The following is an 18264-nucleotide window of genomic DNA, read 5'->3' as shown; positions in this document are numbered from 1 at the left end:
CCCTCCGCCGCGCCCGGCCCGGTCACTGTCGTGCGTGCGGATCGGGCGGGGCGGGCGTCCGGCTCTTGGGGCCGAACCGGCCGAGCAGCGCGGTGAGGAGGACCGCCGTCAGGGTGCCCGCGACGACGCCGCTGCCCAGGATAGTGCGGGCCCAGCCGGGGAACCCCGCGTACAGGTCCGGGGTGAGCAGCGGAAGCAGTCCCACGGTGAGCGCGAGCGCCGCGGTCAGCGAGCCCGTACCGGTGCCGGACAGGTCGGCGCGGCGGAGCATCTCGACGCCCATGACGGCGATCACGGCGTAGACGACGAGGGCGGAGCCTCCGACGACGGCCTCGGGTATGCCCGCGAGCGCGCGGGACACGGGCGTGGCGAGCCCGAGGACGACGAGGAGCACTCCGGCTCCCGCGGTGACGAACCGGCTGCGGACCCCGGTGAGCCGGCCGATGCCGATGTTCTCCGCGCTGGTGACCATGAGGGAGGTGCCGAACAGGCCGCCCGCCAGGGAGACGACGGCGTCGGCGCGGGCGACGCGGGGGACGTCCCGTTCGGGAGCCGGGGTCCGGCCGACGGTCTCGCTGTTGAGCACGGTCTGCCCGGTGATCTCGGCCAGGGTGGTGAGGCTGAACACGAGCAGCGGAAGGGCGGCGAGCAGGTCGAACCTCGGTGTCCCGAAGGGCAGGAACGCGGGCAGCGCGAAGCCGCTGCCGGCCGCGGGGGCGAAGGCTCCCAGGCCGGTCGCCACCGCCACGGCGGTGCCCGCCGCCATCCCGATGAGGACGGAGGTCTGGCGCCAGACGCCGCGGAGGAACACGTACGCGGCGACGGTCGCCGCGACCGTGAGCCCGGCGAGGAGCACCGCGCGGGGCTCGCCCGTGCCGTCCGGGCCGGTGACGAGCCGGGACGCGACCCGGATCATCGCGATCCCGATGAGCAGCACGGTCACCCCCATGACCAGGGGAGGGAAGAGCCGTACGACACGGGCGTACACGGGCAGCACGGCGAGGAGCAGCGCTGCCGCCAGGAGGACGGCGCCGGCCGCGGTCGGCGCTCCGTGTTCCTGGGCGATCTGGAGGAAGAGCGCGGTCGCGGCGCCGCCGGGCAGCATCACGAACGGGAGGCGGCCGCCGATCCGCCACACGCCGAGCGACTGGAGCAGGGCGCCCGCCCCGCACAGCAGCAGGACGGCGCTGAGCAGGGAGGCCGTCGCACCGGGCGGCATCTTCAGGGTTCCGGCGACGAGGAAGACGGTGGAGACCGGGGCGGCGATCATCGCCAGGACGTGCTGGGCGGACAGCGGGACCAGTCTCCGCCAGGGAACCTTCGCGTCGACATCGTCGGCCGTGTCGACAGCGTGCGTCTCGCCGACCGCGTCCGCCGTGCCGACCTCGTCCGCCGCGTGCGCCTCGCTCGCCGTGCTCGCCGTGTCCACAGGATCGGCGGTCGTCATGCCGTCGCCTCCAGCCACGGGATCTCGGCCGCCGTGTAGCGGTAGGCGCGGAAGACCGCGTTGGGCTCGGACGGGAAGAGACCGCGGACCTCGCTCTCGCCGTAGCCTGCGAAGTGCGGGACGACGTACTCCCAGCACAGATAGCCGTCCTCGGTCACTTCGAACAGCCGCCCCGAGGGCGAGTCGGTGACGAGGGTGTTGCCGTTCGGCAGGCGCTGCGCCGAGCCCATGAAGGGCGCGAAGAAGAACTCCCGTGCCGGGTCGTGGTACTCCCACGCGATGTCGCTCGTGGCCCGGTCGATCTCGATGACGCGGGAGTACGGGACGTCGTTCCCGGGCCGGAACACGCCGTTGTCGAAGACGAGCAGCCGGCCGTCGTCCAGTTCGGTGGGGGCGTGCTGCTGGCTGACCGTGCCGGGGCGGCTGCGCCAGAGGATCTCGCCTGTCTCACGGCTGATGACGACGACGGCCGACACACTGCGCAGGCTGGCCAGGATGTTGCCGTCCCGCAGGGGCGTGACGCTGTTGATCAGGGGCCAGTGCTCACGCGCGTAGGCCTCGTGCAGCGGGAAGGAGGCCCGGTCGAGGTGCTCCGAAGCGCTCCAGGACCAGAGGAGTTCACCGTCCGGGCCGACCTCCTTGATGGTGTCGGCCCAGACGACCCCGCCCTCGGCCTCGGAGCCGGGCACGCCGCCCCGTACCGTCGCGGCTTCGGCCCCGGCCAGCGGTTCCAGAGCGGTGTAGAGGATGCGCCCGTCGTCGAGGTGGTGGGCGTCGTGGTGCTGGAGGGGATCGCGGTGTTCCCGCAGGACGGTGCCGTCGGGGGCCGCATGGAGCATGACGCCGCCCCGGTACTTGTGCCACATCGGGAAGAGGGCGCGCTCCCCCGGAAGGACGCCGTTGTAGGCGAGCGTGCCGTCGGCGAGCAGTCGGGCGTGGCGGCCGGGGCGGTACGGAAGGTTCCAGCTGTGCACGGTGTCGCCGTGGAGGTCGATGAGGTAGACCTCCCCGGTGCCGGTGAGGGGTGCGTAGAGGGTGTAGCCGTCGGACACCGCCGCCTCGTCGAGGGCGATGAGGCCGGTGGGACGGCGGCGGCGTGAGTTCTGGTCGACAGAGGGCACGTCGGGACTCCTTGCGTCAAACTTTCTTTGATGAGAACAACCGACTTTGACGTTAGGGCCGTTGTGTGACGGGCGTGTGTCGGGAGTACGAAACCGTCTCCGAGTTCTCGCGTTGCGCCGCGTAAGGTGCCGTCAGGCGCCGTCGGCCAGGGAGAACGGCGCCCCGGGGCGCCTGCGGGGCGGGGGAAGGACGGGACAGCCATGGAGGCCGAGAGCACCAACACCCCACGCGTGGGGGCCGCCGTACGCCGCCGGCGCCGGGCGCTCGACCTGACGCTCGCCGATGTGGCGCGGCTCAGCGGGCTCTCCTCACCCTTCCTCAGCCAGATCGAGAACGACCGGGCGCGTCCGAGCATGCGGTCGCTGCAGCGGATCGCGGACGCCCTCGACACCACGGCGGTGCACCTCCTCGCGACCTCGGACAGGACGCGGACGATCGACGTGGTGCGCGCCGACGACGACAGCGGGCTCGACCGGGAGGCCGGCGTCCGGCCGGTGGTACGGGGCCGCCATCAGCTGCACGCGCTCGAGTTCGTCGGCGAGCACGAGGCGGATCGCGAGTTCCGGCACCGCAACGACGAGCTGATGTACGTGGCGGACGGCTCGGTGGAGGTCGAGGTCGAAGGCCGGATCCACCGGCTGGGACGCGGGGACACGCTCCTGGTGGCCGGTGGCGTCCTGCACCGCTGGCGCACGGTCGAGCCTGGGTCGCGGGTCCTCGTGGTCGCGGTCGGCGACCACGTCGACGTCCTGGAGCTCTGACAAGGCCCGCCCGTGCCTCCGTCCTCCTCGACCTCACGTGCGGGAAGGAGATCGAGGCCGCACGCTGGAAGGCGTGACCTGCCCTTCGGCCGCCTCACACCGCCGGAAGCCTGCGCCGTCGGAAGCCCGGGCCGCCGGAAGCCGGCGCGGTCGGCGGCCCGCGCCGTCGAAGGCCCGCGCCGTCGGAAGCGCACGCCGTCGGAAGCGCACGCCGTCGTGTCGTCGGAAGGAGCACCGCCGCCATGAGCGACCTCATCCTGATCCGTCACGGCGAGACCGAGTGGAGCGCCTCGGGGCGCCACACCGGTCGTACCGATCTGCCGCTCACACCGGAGGGCGAGGCGGAGGCACGCACGCTCGCCCCGTTCTTCGAGGGCCGCCCCCTGGCCTTCGTACGCACCAGTCCCCTGCGGCGGGCCCGGCACACGGCGGAACTCGCCGGGCTGCGGGACGCGGTGACGGACGAGGACCTGTGCGAGTGGGACTACGGCGGGTACGAGGGGCTGACCACGGCACACATCCACGAGACCCGGCCCCACTGGTCGCTGTGGAACGACGGCGTGCCGCCGCATGCCGACGGGCGGCCGGGCGAGTCCGCGGAGGACGTGGGGCGACGGGCCGACCGGGTGCTGGAGCGCGTCCTGCCGCTCCTCGCCGGTTCGCGGGAGGACGGCGTGGTGGTCGCGCACGCGCATCTGCTGCGCGTCCTCACGGCCCGCTACCTCGGCCTGCCGGCGTCCGAGGGGCGGCTGTTCCTCCTGACCACGGCGACGGTCGGCCGGTTGTCCACGGAGCACGGACTGCCGGTGGTCGCGGGCTGGAACCAGCGCCCGCTCCCCCCTGTCCGTACGTGACGCGGACGAGCGTGAGCACGCCGTGAACCGGTACGCCCGGCAGTGGGCGGCGTGGCCTCCGGTGGCCGGGGCCGCGGTCATGGCCACCGGCATCCTGTCGGTCGGGCTGAGCCTGGCCGGCTTCGAGGTGGTGTCCGTCGTGGCGCTGTGGCCGGCCGCGGCGCTCTGGCTGCTGCTGGCGCTCGGCTGCTCGGCCCTGCTGCTGAGGGACCGGCGCCGCTGGGAGACGACCGCCGTCACCCCGCCGGCGCTCACCGCGGTCGCCGCCACGACGGTGCTCGGCGTACGGTTCGAGCTCCTCGGCCTCACTCCGGTGGCCGTGTCGCTCCTGGTGATCGCCGCGCTGGTGTGGCCGGTGATGCTGGTCGCCGTCCTCCGGCATCTGACCCGACGGGCACCGGGCGCCGTGTTCCTGATCAGTGTGGCCACCCAGGGCCTCGCGGTCCTGTGTGCCGTCCTCGTGCCGGAGACCGGTGACTGGCTTGCCCGGGTGGCTCTCGGCCTGTTCCTGCTGGGACTCCTGTTGTACGTCGACGCCCTGGCCCGCTTCGACGTACGCCAGGTGGTGACGGGCGCGGGCGACCACTGGATCGCGGGCGGAGCCCTCGCGCTCTCGGCACTCACCGGTTCGAAGCTCCTCGCGTCGGGCGTCTGGTCGGGCGACGCGGCCACGGCCCTGCGGACGGCCACGCTCGTCCTGACGGCGCTCGATCTGGCCTGGTACGCCGTGCTGCTGTGCGGCGAGTGCGCCCGTCCACGCCTCGGTTACGACGTCCGTCGCTGGGCGACGGTCTTCCCGCTCGGCATGACGGCGGTGGCGGCCCTGTCCGTCGCGGCCGCCACCGGAGTCGCGTGGCTGGAGACGCTGGGCCGGGTGCTGCTGTGGATCGCCGTCGCCGTGTGGCTCCCGACCGCCTACGGCTTCGCCCGCTCGCTCACGGGGCACGCCGTCGACCGGCTCTCCCCCGCGGTCGGCGGCTCCCGGCCGGTGCGGGCCCGCCGACGGCGCTGACGGCGCGCGCATGCCGGCCCGGACGGCGTCGACGAGCGTGCGGAACCGCCGCGGCCGACGAGCCGCCAGAAGCATCCGGAGCCGCGCTCCCACGAGCCTCCAGCAGCATCCGGACCCGCCGCTCCCACGAGCCTCCAGGCCGCTTCCTGGCTGTTCCTCACGCTGTGAGGCGGGCGGCAGGCGATGGGTGCACACTGGTCCTGGAGCCCCGCACGCTCCCGTTTCTGACCCCTCCGAGAGACACCTCATGCGCTACGAGACCTCCGAGGAACACGTATCGGGAACGCCGGCCACGGCGTCGCCCCTGGCCCCACGCGTGACGACGGCCGGACCGACCCTCCTGTTCGGCCCTGTCATCGTCAAGGCTCTTCCGTACGGACTGCCGACCCGCTCACCCCGCTCGATCTGAGCGTCGTGGGACGTGGCGACTCCCGGCCCCGAGAGGGTCAGGGACGATCCACCCGGGCGGCGGGAGGAGGACACATGGCAATGTCACAGGGTTCCGCGCCCCGTGCCGGACCGGAGGACGGGACAGGCACGGCATCGCCCGCTCCCGCGGCCGACCCGGAGGATCAGCTGGCGCGTCTCGGCCGCTCGTGGATCTGGCTCCTCTGCGCCGCGATGGCCACGCTCATCCCGGGCATCCTGGCGCTCGTGTGGCCGGATGTCACCCTGCACGTCCTGGCCGTGCTCATCGGCGTGTACCTGCTGCTGACCGGCGCCTTCCAGTTCGTGACCGCGTTCGGGCGCAGCAGCGACCGTGTGCCGGGACTGATCGTGGCCGTCCTGTGCGTCCTGGGCGGAGTGCTCTGTCTCAGGAACCCGCTCCAGACGATCGCCGCGCTCTCCCTGATCGTCGGCGCCGTCTGGCTGGTGTCCGGCATCGTCACCCTCTACACGGCCATCGCCACCAAGAACATGCCGCACCGCGGTGTCGTCATGGCCGTCGCGGCCCTCGGCATCGTCGCGGGAATCGTGGTGCTGGCGCTGCCGACGGAGTCGGCCCGGGCCCTGACCAGGCTGCTCGGCCTCTGGCTCGTCCTCCTCGGCCTGGCGGAGACCGCCGTCGCGCTGGCGTGGCGGTCGGCACTGCGCAGGGCGGGCGTCACGGGCCACGACTCGCCGGGGCCCACCTGACAGCCGCGTCGCAGACGCAGCCTCGCGCCCGGCCTTCGGAGCGAGGCTCCCCCACCCCGCCGCGCCCCGCGCACGAACCGAGGTACGCCACGGATGCCCGGGCGACCGCGGAAACGGAGGAATCGTGTACCTCGCCTACGACTACCCGCTGCTCAACGTCTTCTGGACCATGTTCTGGTTCTTCCTCTGGATCCTGTGGTTCATCCTGCTCTTCCGCCTCCTCACCGACATCTTCCGCGACAAGGAGATGAACGGATGGGGCAAGGCCGGGTGGCTGGCCTTCGTCATCCTGCTGCCCTTCCTGGGCGTCCTCGTGTACGTGATCGCCCGCGGCAAGAACATGGGCCGCCGCGAGATAGCCCAGGCCCGTGACCAGCAGCGGGAGTTCGACGCGTACATCCGCGAGACCGCGTCCGGTGCCGCCCGCCCCAGCAGCGCCGAGGAACTGACCAGGCTCTCCGATCTCCGCTCCGCCGGGCACATCACGGACGAGGAGTTCGAACGGGCCAAGGCGCTGGTCCTGAGCGACGACAAGCCGGCCGCGAGCCCCGCGCCCGGTGAGCCCCCCACCCCCGGACGCTGACCGCGCCCGGCACTGTCGATTCGACCGAGAAGCGAGGGATCGCGATGGCCTCCACTCACACCACAAGGTCGGGAGACACGACGAGACAGGCCTGGGCCGGCGGACTGACCGTGTTCGCCGCCGTCATGCTCGGCATCACCGGCCTCGTCGGCATCTTCCGCGGCATCATGGCGATCGCCGAGGACGAGGTCTTCGTCAACACGCCCAACTACGTCTTCAAGTTCGACCTGACCTCATGGGGCTGGATCCACCTCATCCTCGGCATCATCGCGGTCCTCGTGAGCTTCGGGCTGTACCGGACGTCCACATGGGCACGCGTGGCCGGCGTGGGCATCGCCGCGCTCGTCATCATCGCCAACTTCCTCTCCCTGCCCTACTACCCGGCCTGGTCGATCCTGATGGTCGCCATGTCCGGGTTCGTCATCTGGGCCCTGTGCGCGGTGAAGCGCGAGGAGCTCATCTGAGGAAGGGAGAAGTGCCGGGCCCCCTGCCCGCCGTCGTACGCACGGCGGGCAGGGGGCCCGGCGGCGTCACGGCACGGATGCCGTCGGTGCCCCTTGGGCCTGTTCGCCCGCGCAGAGCGTCCGGGGCCGTGCGCACTGGTCCGCGAGTCGATCGACTTGACCGGCACGGTTCGTGCGCCGCGCTCGCCATGCGCGCCGTGCTCGCCGCCAGGAAGCTGAGGCACCCTCAGCCGCACCCATCATCCGACCATCGGTCCGGCCGACGGAAGGAACACTCGCCTGGGTGACTGCGGGGCGGGTGAGGCCCGGGTCATGATCATCGGCATGAGTGCCTCCCTGATCCGCCGCGCCTGCGCCGCGGCCCTGCTCGTCACGTCCACGCTCGCCCCCGCCGTGGCCGCCGCACCCCAACCGGCCCCGTCCGCACCGGAGTCGAAGCGTGCCGTGCAGGCCCGTCTGCTCGGCGAGAAGACCGTCCCGCACAAGCTCGACTTCCAGGGGACCACGGTCGGCGGCCTCTCCGGCATCGACCGCGACCGGTGCACCGGCGAGTACGTCCTCATCAGCGACGACCGCTCCTTCCTCCAGCCCGCGCGCTTCTACACCGCGAAGCTCGACATCGACGCGGCCGGCGTGCACGCCGTCGACTTCACCTCGACCCACCCCCTCCTCCAGCCGGACGGCTCGGTCTACCCCTCCCCCGCCCTCGGCGACGGCAAGGCGATCGACCCCGAGGAGATCCGCGTCGACCCGCGCGCATGCCGGTACTGGTGGGGGCAGGAGGGCGACCGGCCCGCCGTCGCCGGCGCGCCCGTGATCCAGCCGTCGATCGAGATCTCCGAGCCCGACGGCACCCACCACGGCCGCCTGCGGCTGCCGGAGAACTACCTGATCACGGCCGAGCGCGGGCCGCGCCGCAACCAGGCCGTCGAGGCGCTCACCTTCGGCGCCCGCGGCACCGTCGTGACCAGCGCGATCGAGGGCCCGCTGCTCCAGGACGGCCCGGTGCCGGACCTGACGCACGGCGCGCTCGTCCGCGTCACGCGGCAGACCCGCGGCGGCCGGGTGCTCGGGCAGTTCGCGTACCCCATCGAGAAGATCTTCGCCGTGTCCGACCCGACCAGCCCGTGGGGCCCCGACACCGGTGTGCCGTCCCTCCTGGCCTTCCCGAACGACCCCGAGCGCTACCTCGTCCTCGAGCGCACCTGGGTCGCCGGCTCCGGCTACAAGATCCGCCTGTACGACACCACGACGCGGGGCGCCACCGACGTACGGTCGCTGGACTCCCTGGCCGGACAGCCCGTCGCGCCCATGCGGAAGCGGCTCGTCGCGGACTTCCACACCCTCGGCCTGTCCACCGTCGACAACACCGAAGGCATGACCTGGGGCCCCACCCTGCCGTCCGGCGAACGGTCGCTGATCCTTGTCAGCGACGACAACTTCGACAAGGAAGCGGTCACGCAGATCGTCGCGCTGGCGCTGCGCTGACCCTGCGCGCGAGGCGGCCCGCCCGGCGCGGGCGGGCCGCTCAGGCCCCCTCGTCGAAACGGCCCGCCTCCACCTGGAGGGCGAGGGACTGCAGGACTTCGGCCGAGGAGACGTCGGTCCGTCCCTCGTCGTGCGCCACGGCGAGACTGGTGAAGGCCAGGGTGAACCCGGAGACCATGGTGTACAGCGCGGGTCCGAGAGCCGCAGCGAGGAGGTGGGCGACCTCCTGCGGGGCGGCGTCGGCAGGCACGCTGATGTGGGGCAGCATCTCGTTGAGCATCTGGGTGACCACCCGCGGCTCGATCTCGGACGCGGCGTCGAAGGCCTCGTCGCCCTCGCCCTCGTCCTCCACGGCCTTGCGGATCTCCTGAGCCTCCGTCAGGATGCCGATCACTCGCTTCAGAACCTCAGCTCGCTCCATTCCACGGAGCCTAGCCGCAGGTCGGCGGGAGCGGTGGTGCGGGGAGCCCGCCGTGGGGCGGGGTCAGGGACCGGTGGGACCGCCCGGGTCGGCGATCCTCCAGGTCCCGTCGTCCGCCGTGTACACCGTCAGCCTGCGGTTGACCGTGTCGCCTTCCTTGTCGAAGGCGACACGGCCGGTGACACCGTCGAAGGCCACTCCGGCGACGGCCGGTGAGAGCTTCGCCCGGGCCTTCTCCGGGAGCGTGCCGCCGTTGTCCGTCACGAGGGCCTTCACGGCTTCGATGAGGGCCCAGGTCGCGTCGTAGGCGTACGGGCCGTACCAGCCGGGCGGTTCCGGGTAGCCAGCCTTCCGGTACCGGTCGAGGAACTCCCGCCCTGCCGCCGACTCCTCGGCGGGTGCGCCGATCTGCGTCGCGAGGTCGCCCTCGGCCTGCGGGTTCTCCGTGAGGTACTGCTGGTCGAAGATGCCGTCGCCGCCCATCAGGGGCACGTTCACCCCCGCCTGCTTGAGCTGCTGGGACAGGGGCGCCGCGGTGTCGTAGTAGCCGCCGAAGTAGACGGCGTCGGCGCCCGAGGCTCGTACTCTGACGGCGAGTCCCGCGAAGGCGCGTTCCGCGGGGTCGACCTGCTCGGTGCCGACGACGGTCCCGCCGAGTCCGGTGAACTCGGCCCTGAGACCGGCGCTGAGCGCGGTGCCGTGGGTGCTCTTGTCGTCGATGACGTACAGCTTGGTCTTCTTCGCCCTGTGGAGGTACCGGGCGGCGAACGGCCCCTGGTCGACGTCCGTGGCGATGGTGCGGAAGTAGGTGGAGTGCGGGCGGGACCCGGTGCTCGCGGCCCAGTCCTCGCCCAGGGTCAGGGTGGGGTCGGTGTTGCCCGGTGACACGTTGACCAGGTCCGCCCCGGCGAGCGGGGGCACCAGTGACCGGGCGACGGCGGAGGTGAGGGGGCCGACGACGCCCAGGACCTTCTCGTCGGACACGAACCGGGGGGCGTTGGCCGCCCCCTTGGCGGGGTCGGCCGCGTCGTCCAGTGCCTTGATCTCGAACGTCACGCCGGGGACGTGGCGGGACTCGTTCGCGGTCCTGGCCGCCAGGTCGGCGGCGTTCTTGATGCCGACGCCCATGGAGGACAGTCCGCCGCTCAGCGGTGCGTCCACACCGATCACCACAGTGACGGAGGGGTTCCCCGCTCCGCTTCCGGCCGCCCCGCGCCGCGGGGCGTCGTCGTCACGGGTGAGGGCCCAGGTCAGGAGGGAACCCGAGGCCAGCACCGCCAGCGCGGTGCCGAGGACCGCGGAGCGCCGGGTGAGTCCGGGCCGTCGGGCGGACGCGGGGCCTCGGCGTTCCGGGGCGACGGTCGCGTCGAGCGTGACCGGGCCCTCGCCCCGGGGTACGGGCAGGGGCGGGTGGGTCGGGCGGTCAGGGACGGGAACGCGCGGAGGGGCGGCGGCGGACCCGGAGTCCAGGACGGTGGGCGTGGGCGTGGGTGACGGCGGAGTCGGCGCGGGCGGCGCCTGCCGGGGCGCGGGCGGGACTGCCGTGTCCTCCGCCGGAGCGTCCGGTACGGGTCCGGTGCCACGCTCGCGCTCCGGCCCGCGCTCGGCGGTGACGTCAGGACCGCCCGAGGACCGCAGCACGGACGCCAGCATCTCCGCCGCCTCCGAGGCATCCACGCGCTGAGCCGGGTCCTTGGTGAGGAGCGCGTCGAGGACAGGAGCCAGCGGGCCGGCATGGACCGGCGCCCGGTGCGGGCTGGTGAACACCGCGACGGCGAGGGCGTGGAGCCCCTCGGCCTCGAACGGCGGGTGTCCTTCGACGGCGTGGTAGAGGGTCGCGCCGAGCGCCCACAGGTCGTTGGCCGGAGTGGGACGCTTGCCGTCCAGTTGCTCCGGCGGCATGTACTGCGGGGTGCCGATCACGATTCCGCTGTGGCTCAGCTTGGTCGTGGCGTCGGCGAGGTGGGCGATGCCGAAGTCGGTCAGGACGACGCGGTCCCTGGTCAGGAGCACGTTGTCCGGCTTGATGTCCCGATGGACGATGCGGGCCCGGTGCGCCTCGGCCAACGCGTCCAGCATGGCGGCGCCGATCTCGGCCACCCGCCGTACGGGCAGCCTGCCGTGGCTCCGGATGGCGGCGGCCAGGGATTGCCCGCGGATCAACTCCATGATGATGACGGGGGCTCCGCGATGCTCCACGACGTCATGGACGGTGATGACCCCGGGGTGGCTGAGAGTCACCGCTGCGCGTGCCTCGCCGGTGAACCGCCGGAGCAGTACGGCTCGGTCGTCGTCGTCCATGCCCGGCGGGAACAGGATCTCCTTGACGGCGACCTCGCGCCCGAAGAGCTGCTGGTCGAGGCCACGCCACACCCGGCCCATGCCGCCCTGGCCGATGCGTTCGACCAGCTGGTAGCGGCCGGCGATGAGTTCGGGATTCTGCTCGGTCACGCGCACACTCTAGGACGTACTGGTCCGATCAGGTGACGGAACGGCGGCTGGAACACGCCTTCGGGACCGGGCACCGGCCGCGTCCGGCGGCGGCGCGGCGACCCGGCCTCCGTCAGGCCAGGACGGGCAGTGAGACCAGTCCACGGACGAGGCGGGTGTGCCGCCACTCCAGCCGGTCCGCGGGGACGCCGAGGCGTACGCCGGGGAATCGGGTCAGGACGGCTCGCAGGGCGATCTCCGCCTCCGCCTTCGCCAGGGGCGCGCCGACACAGCGGTGCACGCCGTGGCCGAAGGCGAGGTGGGCAGCGGCGTTCCGGTCCAGGTCGAGGCGGTCAGGCGACGGGAACCGCGCCGGGTCCCGGTTGGCCGCCCCCAGGGCGATCGTGACCGGGACCCCGGCCGGGATCTCGGTGCCGCCGAGCTCGACGGCTTCCGTGGTGAACCGGAACGTGGCCGTGCTCACCGCCGAGTCGAAGCGGAGCAGTTCGTCCAGCGCGGCGGGGACGGCGTCGGGCTCCGACCGGAGCCGGTCCAGCGCGGCCGGGTTCCGGAGCAGTGCCAGGAGGGCGTTGCCGAGTGCGTGGGTGGTGGTCTCGTGGCCGGCCACGAGCAGGAGCACGGCCAAGGAGACCAGCTCCGCCTCGCTCAGGCGATCGTCTCCGTCGCGAGCGGCGATGAGCCGGTCGAGGAGGGCGCTGCCGGGATCGTGGCGCTTGGCGGCGATGAGGGCTGTCATGTAGTCGGCCATCGCGTGCGAGGCGGCGTCGACGACCTCGGGCTCGCCTGCCGCGAAGAGTTCCGCCGACCAGCGCCGGACCTGGGGCCGGTCCGCCCGCGGGACTCCGAGCAGCTCGCAGATGACGACGACCGGCAGCGGCACCGCGAGACCGGCCACGAAGTCGAACGGCCCGTCGGCGGGCCACTGGTCGAGGAGCTCGTCCGTGACGCGGGCGATGAACGGCCGCAGCCGCGCGACGGCCCCTGTCGTGAACGCCTGGGTCACCAGTCTCCGCTGCCGGGTGTGCTGGGGCGGGTCGGCGGCCAGCATCGTGCGGGCGATGGCGGGGTGCAGTCGGCGCCCCGGCTGCCTGCCCGCGAAGAACGCGGCCGTGTCCTTCGAGAGGCGGGCGTCGCCGAGGGCTTCTCTGGCCTCCTCGTAGCCGGTGACCAGGTAGCCGGGGCGCCCTCCGGGGCCGGAGACGGGCCGCACCGGGGATATGGAGCGCAGGGCGGCGTAGGCGGGATAGGGGTCCTGGAGGAAGCGGGGTTCCTGAGTCGGGTCGGTCATGTCCCCAGGCTCCAACGGGCTCCGGCCGGCCACGGGCTGCGACACGCCCGACCCGGCCGGCGACGACCGGTCCGCGGCGCGCCGGGACGCCGCGAACGGCCGGGGCTCCCGCGCGGGAGCCCCGGCCGTTCGGCTGCGGTCGGTCAGCGGCGGACCTGGTAGGCCCGCGTCACCGTCTGGTCGACGGAGTTCCCGTCGGCGTCGGTGGCGGTGACCCTCAGCGAGACGAAGCCCGCGGTCGCCGGGTTCTCGATCGTGCCGTTGAGACGGCCGTCCAGGCGGATCTGCCGCCAGGAGGCGCCGTCGTCGTACGAGGCCCACAGCGTGACCCCAGTGACGGCCGGGCCGACGAAGCCCTTGGGGTGGCGTACGCCGAGGCCGACGCTCGTGCGGGACCTGGCCCGGGCGCTGTTGGCCAGGTCGGTGCCGAGCCGGTAGTCGACCGACAGGACGGGCAGCAGTGTCCGCCCCTCGCCCTGCGCGGAGTGGAAGCGCCAGTCGGTGCGTACCTTCGTGGAGGTGTTCCAGCCGGCCTCGTCCCGCTGTACGTCGGTGACCACGCGGTACTCGGCGCGCTCCGGCACCACGGGGAAGGCGACGGCCGCGGCGGGTGCGGTGCCGAGGAGCGTGCCGTCCCGGTAGACCGTGGTCAACTCCTTGTCGGTGCCGTTGCGCACGACGGCCCACTGCCCCTGGCCGCTGTCGAGGAGTCCCGCGGCGGTGATCCCGGCGACGGCGGCCTCACGGGCCGCCGCCTGGTCCAGGCTGCTCGGGAGCGCGGTGCGGACGACGGCCTTGTTCCAGTCGCGGCGGACCTGCTGGCCGGGGGTGAACGTCGTGGGGGCCGTCACCTGCCAGGTGCCGCCCGCCGTCCACACGGGACCGAGCTTCATGGCCTCGTAGGTGCGCACGCCCGTGGTGACGTACTCGGTGAGGGTGCGCTGGAGCGGCATCCGGCCGAAGGCGAAGTTCCCCACCGTCTGCATCGGTGAGTGCGTCAGACGGCTGTATCCGGCCTCGGCGCCCGCGGTCGTACCGTGGAACCGCGATTCGACCGTGGCGAGTTCACCGGTCCGGACGCGGTGGCGCTGGTCGGCGGGAATGCCGCCGGCGCGGTAGGTGAGCAGTTCGTAGGAGTACGGGCTGACCGCCGTGCCGGAGAAGGTGATGCGGGCCCCGGTCAGCGCCAGCAGCCGCTCGCCCTCGGTGCCGGAGACGGTCATCGCGGGGATGCGGGTCTCCTTCTGGCCCCAGTTGCCGGCCAGCCAGCCGCCGGGGGTGTCGTTGTAGACGAGCACGGCCAGGGCTCCGGCGTCGGCCGCCGCGTCGACCTGCGCGTACGTCGTGGTGCCGGAGTCCCGCTTCACCAGCGCGAGCTTGCCCCTGACGTCCTCTCCCGGCCTGGCCACCCGCAGGGTGCGGCTGCCGTCGAAGCGTGCCGAGCCGGTCCAGCCCTGGAAGTAGGAGACGTCGAGGGCTCGGCCGCCGTGTCCGGCGAGCCGGGCCGACAGCGCGGGGGCGCTGAGCGACCAGCCGACCCGCGACTCGAAGAGGGCGGGGTCGGTGGTGGCCGACGGCACGGAGTAGACAGCCGTCTCACCGCCGAGCCAGACCTCGCGGTTGTGGACCAGGACCCGCGAGGAGGGGCTGGACGCGATGCCGACCCGCAGGCGGTTCGTCTCGGACGGCCGGGGTGTGGCCATGGTGACGCGGCTCGCCCTGGAGCCGTCGAAGGTGAAGGTCCGGTCGGAGTCGATGAGCGTGCCGGGCTGCGCCCCGTAGGTGTACTCGTGGAGCATGCTCCAGTCGGGGCTGTAGTGGGAGATCTCCGTGATGAAGGAGTGCTCGCCGCGCGGCACCCGCAGCACGACGGTCCCGTCCTCGCCGACCGGGTACGTCTCCGGGAGCACCGCCTTGTCCAGGGAGGTGTCGGTGATCGCGGCGATGCCGCGGGTCGGCTTGCCGTCGCGGTCGAGGACCTTCAGCGTCACGTCGAAGCGCTGCACGTCGCGGCCGAATCCGACGGCGGTCGCCACCGTCGTCCCGTCGGAGGCTCGGGCGGTGACGTGCGCGCCGTGCGATCCGGTGGTGAGCCTGCCGCTGTCGAGGGTGACGGCGACCGCGGCGGTGCCGTGCGCGGGGACGGTGACCGAGTCGGCGCCCAGGGAGAGCGTCCCGGCGGGCAGCGTCTCGCCCGCGCTCCGCAGGTTCAGCGCCAGCGTGACCGGGGCGTCGCCGTCGTTGACGTACGCGATGCTCTTCTCGACCGTGGCGGAGTCGTCCCAGCCCCGCAGGCCGAAGTCGACCGTGCCGTCGGCCGACACCGGCTGGCGGACCGCGCGTGCCACGTCGACGCGGCCGGCGCCCTGCGCGTACACGGAGGTGTCGGCGGTGGTCTTCGCGGTGCTGACGAGGTGGCGCTTCAGCTGGGCGGGCGTCCAGTCGGGGTGGCGCTGGGCGAGGATCGCCGCCGCGCCCGCCACGTGCGGCGTCGCCATGGAGGTGCCGCTGGCGGCGGTGTACAGCTCGCCGGCCGGCGCGCCCATCGTGGTGCCCGCCGCGCGGGCTGCGACGATCCGGACGCCCGGTGCGGTGATCTCCGGCTTGAGGCCGCCGTCGCCGCGCGGGCCGCGGCTGGAGAAGCTCGCGACGGCGTCGTCCGCGTCCACGGCGCCGACGGTCAGGGCCGCGGCGGCGGCTCCGGGTGAGCCGACGGTCTTCGCTCCGGGGCCGCTGTTGCCCGCGGCGATGGTGAACAGGACGCCGGTGCTCGCGGTGAGTTCGTTGACCGCGAGCGACATGGGGTCGGTGCCGTCGGCGCCCTCCTGGCCGCCCAGGCTCATGGAGACGACCTTCGCGCCGGAGTGCGCGGCCCATTCCATGCCCTCGATGATGCCGGACTCCGATCCGGAGCCGCCGTCGTCGAGGACCTTGCCCACGAGCAGCTCGGCGCCGGGGGCGACGCCCCGGTACCTGCCGTCGGAGCCGGCGCCGCTGCCCAGGATCGTGGAGGCGACGTGGGTGCCGTGGCCGTGGCCGTCGCGGGCGGTCTCGCCGGGGACGAAGCTGCGGCTCTCGACGATGCGGTCGACGAGGTCGGGGTGGGTGGCGTCGACGCCGGTGTCGAGCACGGCCACCTTGACGCCGGCGCCGTCGTATCCGGCGGCCCACGCCTCCGGCGCGCCGATCTGCGGGACGCTCTTCTCCAGGAGCGCGTCGACCTTGCCGTCCAGCCAGAGGCGCTGGACGCCGCCCGCCAGGCGGGCCTTGGGGGTCCCGGCTCGGGCGCTGTCGTCGTCGACCGCCTCCCAGAAGGTGTCGCCCTTGGCCTTGTCGGCGGTGACGGCGGCGCCGCGGACGCCGGGGAGCTTGCGGGTGAGGCGGGCTCCGCCGGGGGTCGGGGTGCCGGTGGAGTCGTAGCGCACGATCAGCGGGGTCGACGCGCGGTGGGCGTCGTCGAAGCCCTGGGCGACGAGCTGGGTGACGTTGAACAGCCGCTTGTCGACCCGGCCGTTGTGGACCAGCGCCTCGACGTCGCGGGGAACGACGTACACGTCGGTGCCGACCGTGTACGTCCGCAGTCCGGCGGCGCTGCCCCGGTACGGGACGACGTTGACGGCCACGGTCCTGCCCGCCCTGGTGGCCACCGTCACCTTGTCGCCGGTCACCAGGGTGACCGTTGCGGTGCGGACGGCGTCCTGGGGCGCGGCGGTCACCGCGTCCTCCCCGGTCGCGGGGAGAGGGCCGGCGGCGTACACCGTGCCGCCCGCGGTCATGGTGGCTGCCAGGGCGATTCCGAGCAGTGCGGTTCTCCGTCTGCTGCGCATGCTGAGGGCACTCCTTCCGCCGGCGGAGGGGGATCCGTGTCCGGCGGAAACAAGACTCAACAGGAACGATCACCTTCGCTACGCCCTTCGGCTGTCGAAGAGGCGACATGTCCACTCGCCGCCAACATGCCTGCGCCGCAGGCCAATTGCCTGACCGGCGTGGTAATGCGCGCTCTCGTTTCCGACGGTCCTGTTGTGATTTGATCACTCCGAAGACGGGGGGAGTGATCACGTCGACCGGGGTGGGGGGAAGGCGTCATGGGCGCAGGGCACATGCTGGAGGCGGCAGGGCTCGACGCCGAGGAGGAGCGGGTGTACCGCTTCCTCCTCGGGGTCCGGGAGGCCGACACCGGCGGCATCGCCGCGCAGTTGGGGTGGGACGCGGCACGGGTCGAGTCGGTACTGGCCGCCCTCCACGGGAAGGGCCTGGTCGGCCGGGCCGCCGAACCACCGGCAGGCGGTCCCGAGCGGTACGTGCCGATGGCTCCCGACGCGGCGCTGCGCCCCCTGCTGCTGCGCGGGCACGAGGCGCTCGAATGGGCGCGTCGGGGCGTGGAACAGCTTGCCGAGGAGTACCGGGCCGGCGGGCGGCGGCACGACGCCGAGCAGCTCGTGGAGGTGATCACCGGGGCGAGCGTGATCCGGCAGCGGCTCCGGCAGATGGCGTACGGGGCCGGCGAGATGCGCTGGCTCTGCAAGGCCCGCCCGGTCGCTCTGGCGGCGGCGGAGAACGACGAGGAGTGGGAACTGCTCGCCCGGGGGGTGCGCTACAGGACGATCTACGAGCGCGAACTCCTGGAAGGACCGGGGATGGTGGACAACGTCGCCCGGAGCATCCGGGCGGGCGAGCAGGCGCGGGCCGCCGGAACGCTGCCGGTGCGGCTGGTGATCGCGGACAGCTCGATGGCCATCTGCCCTCTCGTGTACGAGAGCGGGGACGTCCTCGACGGTGACGGTTACGGTGCCAGTGACGGTGACGGTGACGGTGACGGTACGGAACGCGCGCCGGGGCCCGCCGACCGGGCGGGCGAGCCGACGGCGGCCGTGATCCACAGCAGCAGTCTGCTGGACGCGCTGATCGCCCTCTTCGAGAGCCAGTGGGCGGCCGCGACCCCGCTGCACGTCACGGACTCCGGCGAACTGGCCGACTTCGAGGACGGCCAGAATCCGGCGGTGCACCTCGCCGACGACGAGCGGTACCTGCTCTCCCTGATCGTCGCCGGGGTCGCGGACAAGGCCATCGCCTCCCAGCTGTGGGTCAGTCAGCGCACGGTGCAGCGACGGATCCAGGCCCTGATGCAGCGCGCCGGGGCCCTGACCCGGACGCAGTTGGTGTGGCAGGTGGCGCAGCGGGGGTGGCTGACGAACGGCTGACCAGACGCCCGTTCAGGACGACCTCCAGCCAGGTG

General features: G+C 73.1%; 14 protein-coding genes. 8 read left to right on the top strand and 6 right to left on the bottom strand.

Annotated elements, in window-relative coordinates; genetic code table 11:
- Positions 1-22: 22 nt before the first annotated feature.
- Both AMK27_RS04690 and AMK27_RS04685 read right to left on the bottom strand, forming a co-directional pair.
- A complete protein-coding gene (locus tag AMK27_RS04690; protein ID WP_079188190.1) occupies positions 23-1447 on the bottom strand; it encodes a uracil-xanthine permease family protein in 1425 nt (474 codons plus the stop codon).
- On the bottom strand, positions 1444-2568 hold the full coding sequence (locus AMK27_RS04685) for an arylsulfotransferase family protein (RefSeq protein ID WP_073902711.1): 1125 nt from the start codon (positions 2566-2568) through the stop codon (positions 1444-1446). Before AMK27_RS04685 ends, AMK27_RS04690 begins: the two co-directional genes overlap by 4 nt.
- A 201-nt stretch (positions 2569-2769) precedes the next feature.
- On the opposite strand from AMK27_RS04685, the gene AMK27_RS04680 reads away from it, so the two are divergent.
- From AMK27_RS04680 to AMK27_RS04650, 7 genes are all read left to right on the top strand, one after another.
- Positions 2770-3330: a helix-turn-helix domain-containing protein gene (locus AMK27_RS04680; protein WP_073902710.1), complete on the top strand. Its 561-nt coding sequence runs from the start codon at positions 2770-2772 to the stop codon at positions 3328-3330.
- A gap of 242 nt (positions 3331-3572) precedes the next feature.
- Positions 3573-4184, top strand: coding sequence for a histidine phosphatase family protein (locus AMK27_RS04675; RefSeq protein WP_073902709.1), 612 nt, complete (start codon positions 3573-3575; stop codon positions 4182-4184).
- Positions 4185-4263: 79 nt separating this feature from the next.
- Complete coding sequence (locus tag AMK27_RS04670) at positions 4264-5196, top strand: tellurite resistance/C4-dicarboxylate transporter family protein (RefSeq protein WP_079188267.1); 933 nt, start codon at positions 4264-4266, stop codon at positions 5194-5196.
- A gap of 483 nt (positions 5197-5679) precedes the next feature.
- Complete coding sequence (locus AMK27_RS04665; protein ID WP_073902708.1) at positions 5680-6333, top strand: HdeD family acid-resistance protein; 654 nt, start codon at positions 5680-5682, stop codon at positions 6331-6333.
- Positions 6334-6502: 169 nt separating this feature from the next.
- The gene (locus AMK27_RS04660) at positions 6503-6916 is read left to right on the top strand and encodes an SHOCT domain-containing protein (RefSeq protein ID WP_073903949.1); all 414 of its coding nucleotides are present in this window, start codon (positions 6503-6505) and stop codon (positions 6914-6916) included.
- 44 nt (positions 6917-6960) lie between these two features.
- Entirely contained in the window at positions 6961-7380 is a 420-nt protein-coding gene (locus tag AMK27_RS04655; protein ID WP_073902707.1) for a DUF7144 family membrane protein, read from the top strand.
- Positions 7381-7704: 324 nt separating this feature from the next.
- The gene (locus AMK27_RS04650; RefSeq protein WP_241847299.1) at positions 7705-8868 is read left to right on the top strand and encodes an esterase-like activity of phytase family protein; all 1164 of its coding nucleotides are present in this window, start codon (positions 7705-7707) and stop codon (positions 8866-8868) included.
- Positions 8869-8908: 40 nt separating this feature from the next.
- Here AMK27_RS04650 and AMK27_RS04645 read toward each other — a convergent pair whose 3' ends face one another.
- The 4 genes from AMK27_RS04645 to AMK27_RS04625 form a co-directional block, all read right to left on the bottom strand.
- Complete coding sequence (locus tag AMK27_RS04645) at positions 8909-9289, bottom strand: hypothetical protein (protein WP_073902705.1); 381 nt, start codon at positions 9287-9289, stop codon at positions 8909-8911.
- Positions 9290-9352: 63 nt separating this feature from the next.
- The gene (locus AMK27_RS44310) at positions 9353-11740 is read right to left on the bottom strand and encodes an ABC transporter substrate-binding protein (protein WP_079188189.1); all 2388 of its coding nucleotides are present in this window, start codon (positions 11738-11740) and stop codon (positions 9353-9355) included.
- A 112-nt stretch (positions 11741-11852) separates the two neighbouring features.
- Positions 11853-13028 (bottom strand): cytochrome P450 family protein, encoded by a 1176-nt coding sequence (locus AMK27_RS04630; RefSeq protein WP_073902704.1) that lies wholly within the window; start codon positions 13026-13028, stop codon positions 11853-11855.
- 143 nt (positions 13029-13171) lie between these two features.
- Positions 13172-16855, bottom strand: coding sequence for a S8 family peptidase (locus AMK27_RS04625; protein ID WP_073902703.1), 3684 nt, complete (start codon positions 16853-16855; stop codon positions 13172-13174).
- Between the two features lie 258 nt (positions 16856-17113).
- Between AMK27_RS04625 and AMK27_RS04620 the strand changes: the two genes are divergently transcribed.
- A complete protein-coding gene (locus AMK27_RS04620; protein ID WP_338014283.1) occupies positions 17114-18229 on the top strand; it encodes a helix-turn-helix domain-containing protein in 1116 nt (371 codons plus the stop codon).
- The last annotated feature ends 35 nt before the right edge of the window (positions 18230-18264 follow it).

Origin of the sequence: Streptomyces sp. CB02009 (assembly GCF_001905825.1) — a bacterium.
Classification (GTDB): domain Bacteria; phylum Actinomycetota; class Actinomycetes; order Streptomycetales; family Streptomycetaceae; genus Streptomyces.
This window is presented reverse-complemented; position numbering and strand designations above follow the sequence as displayed.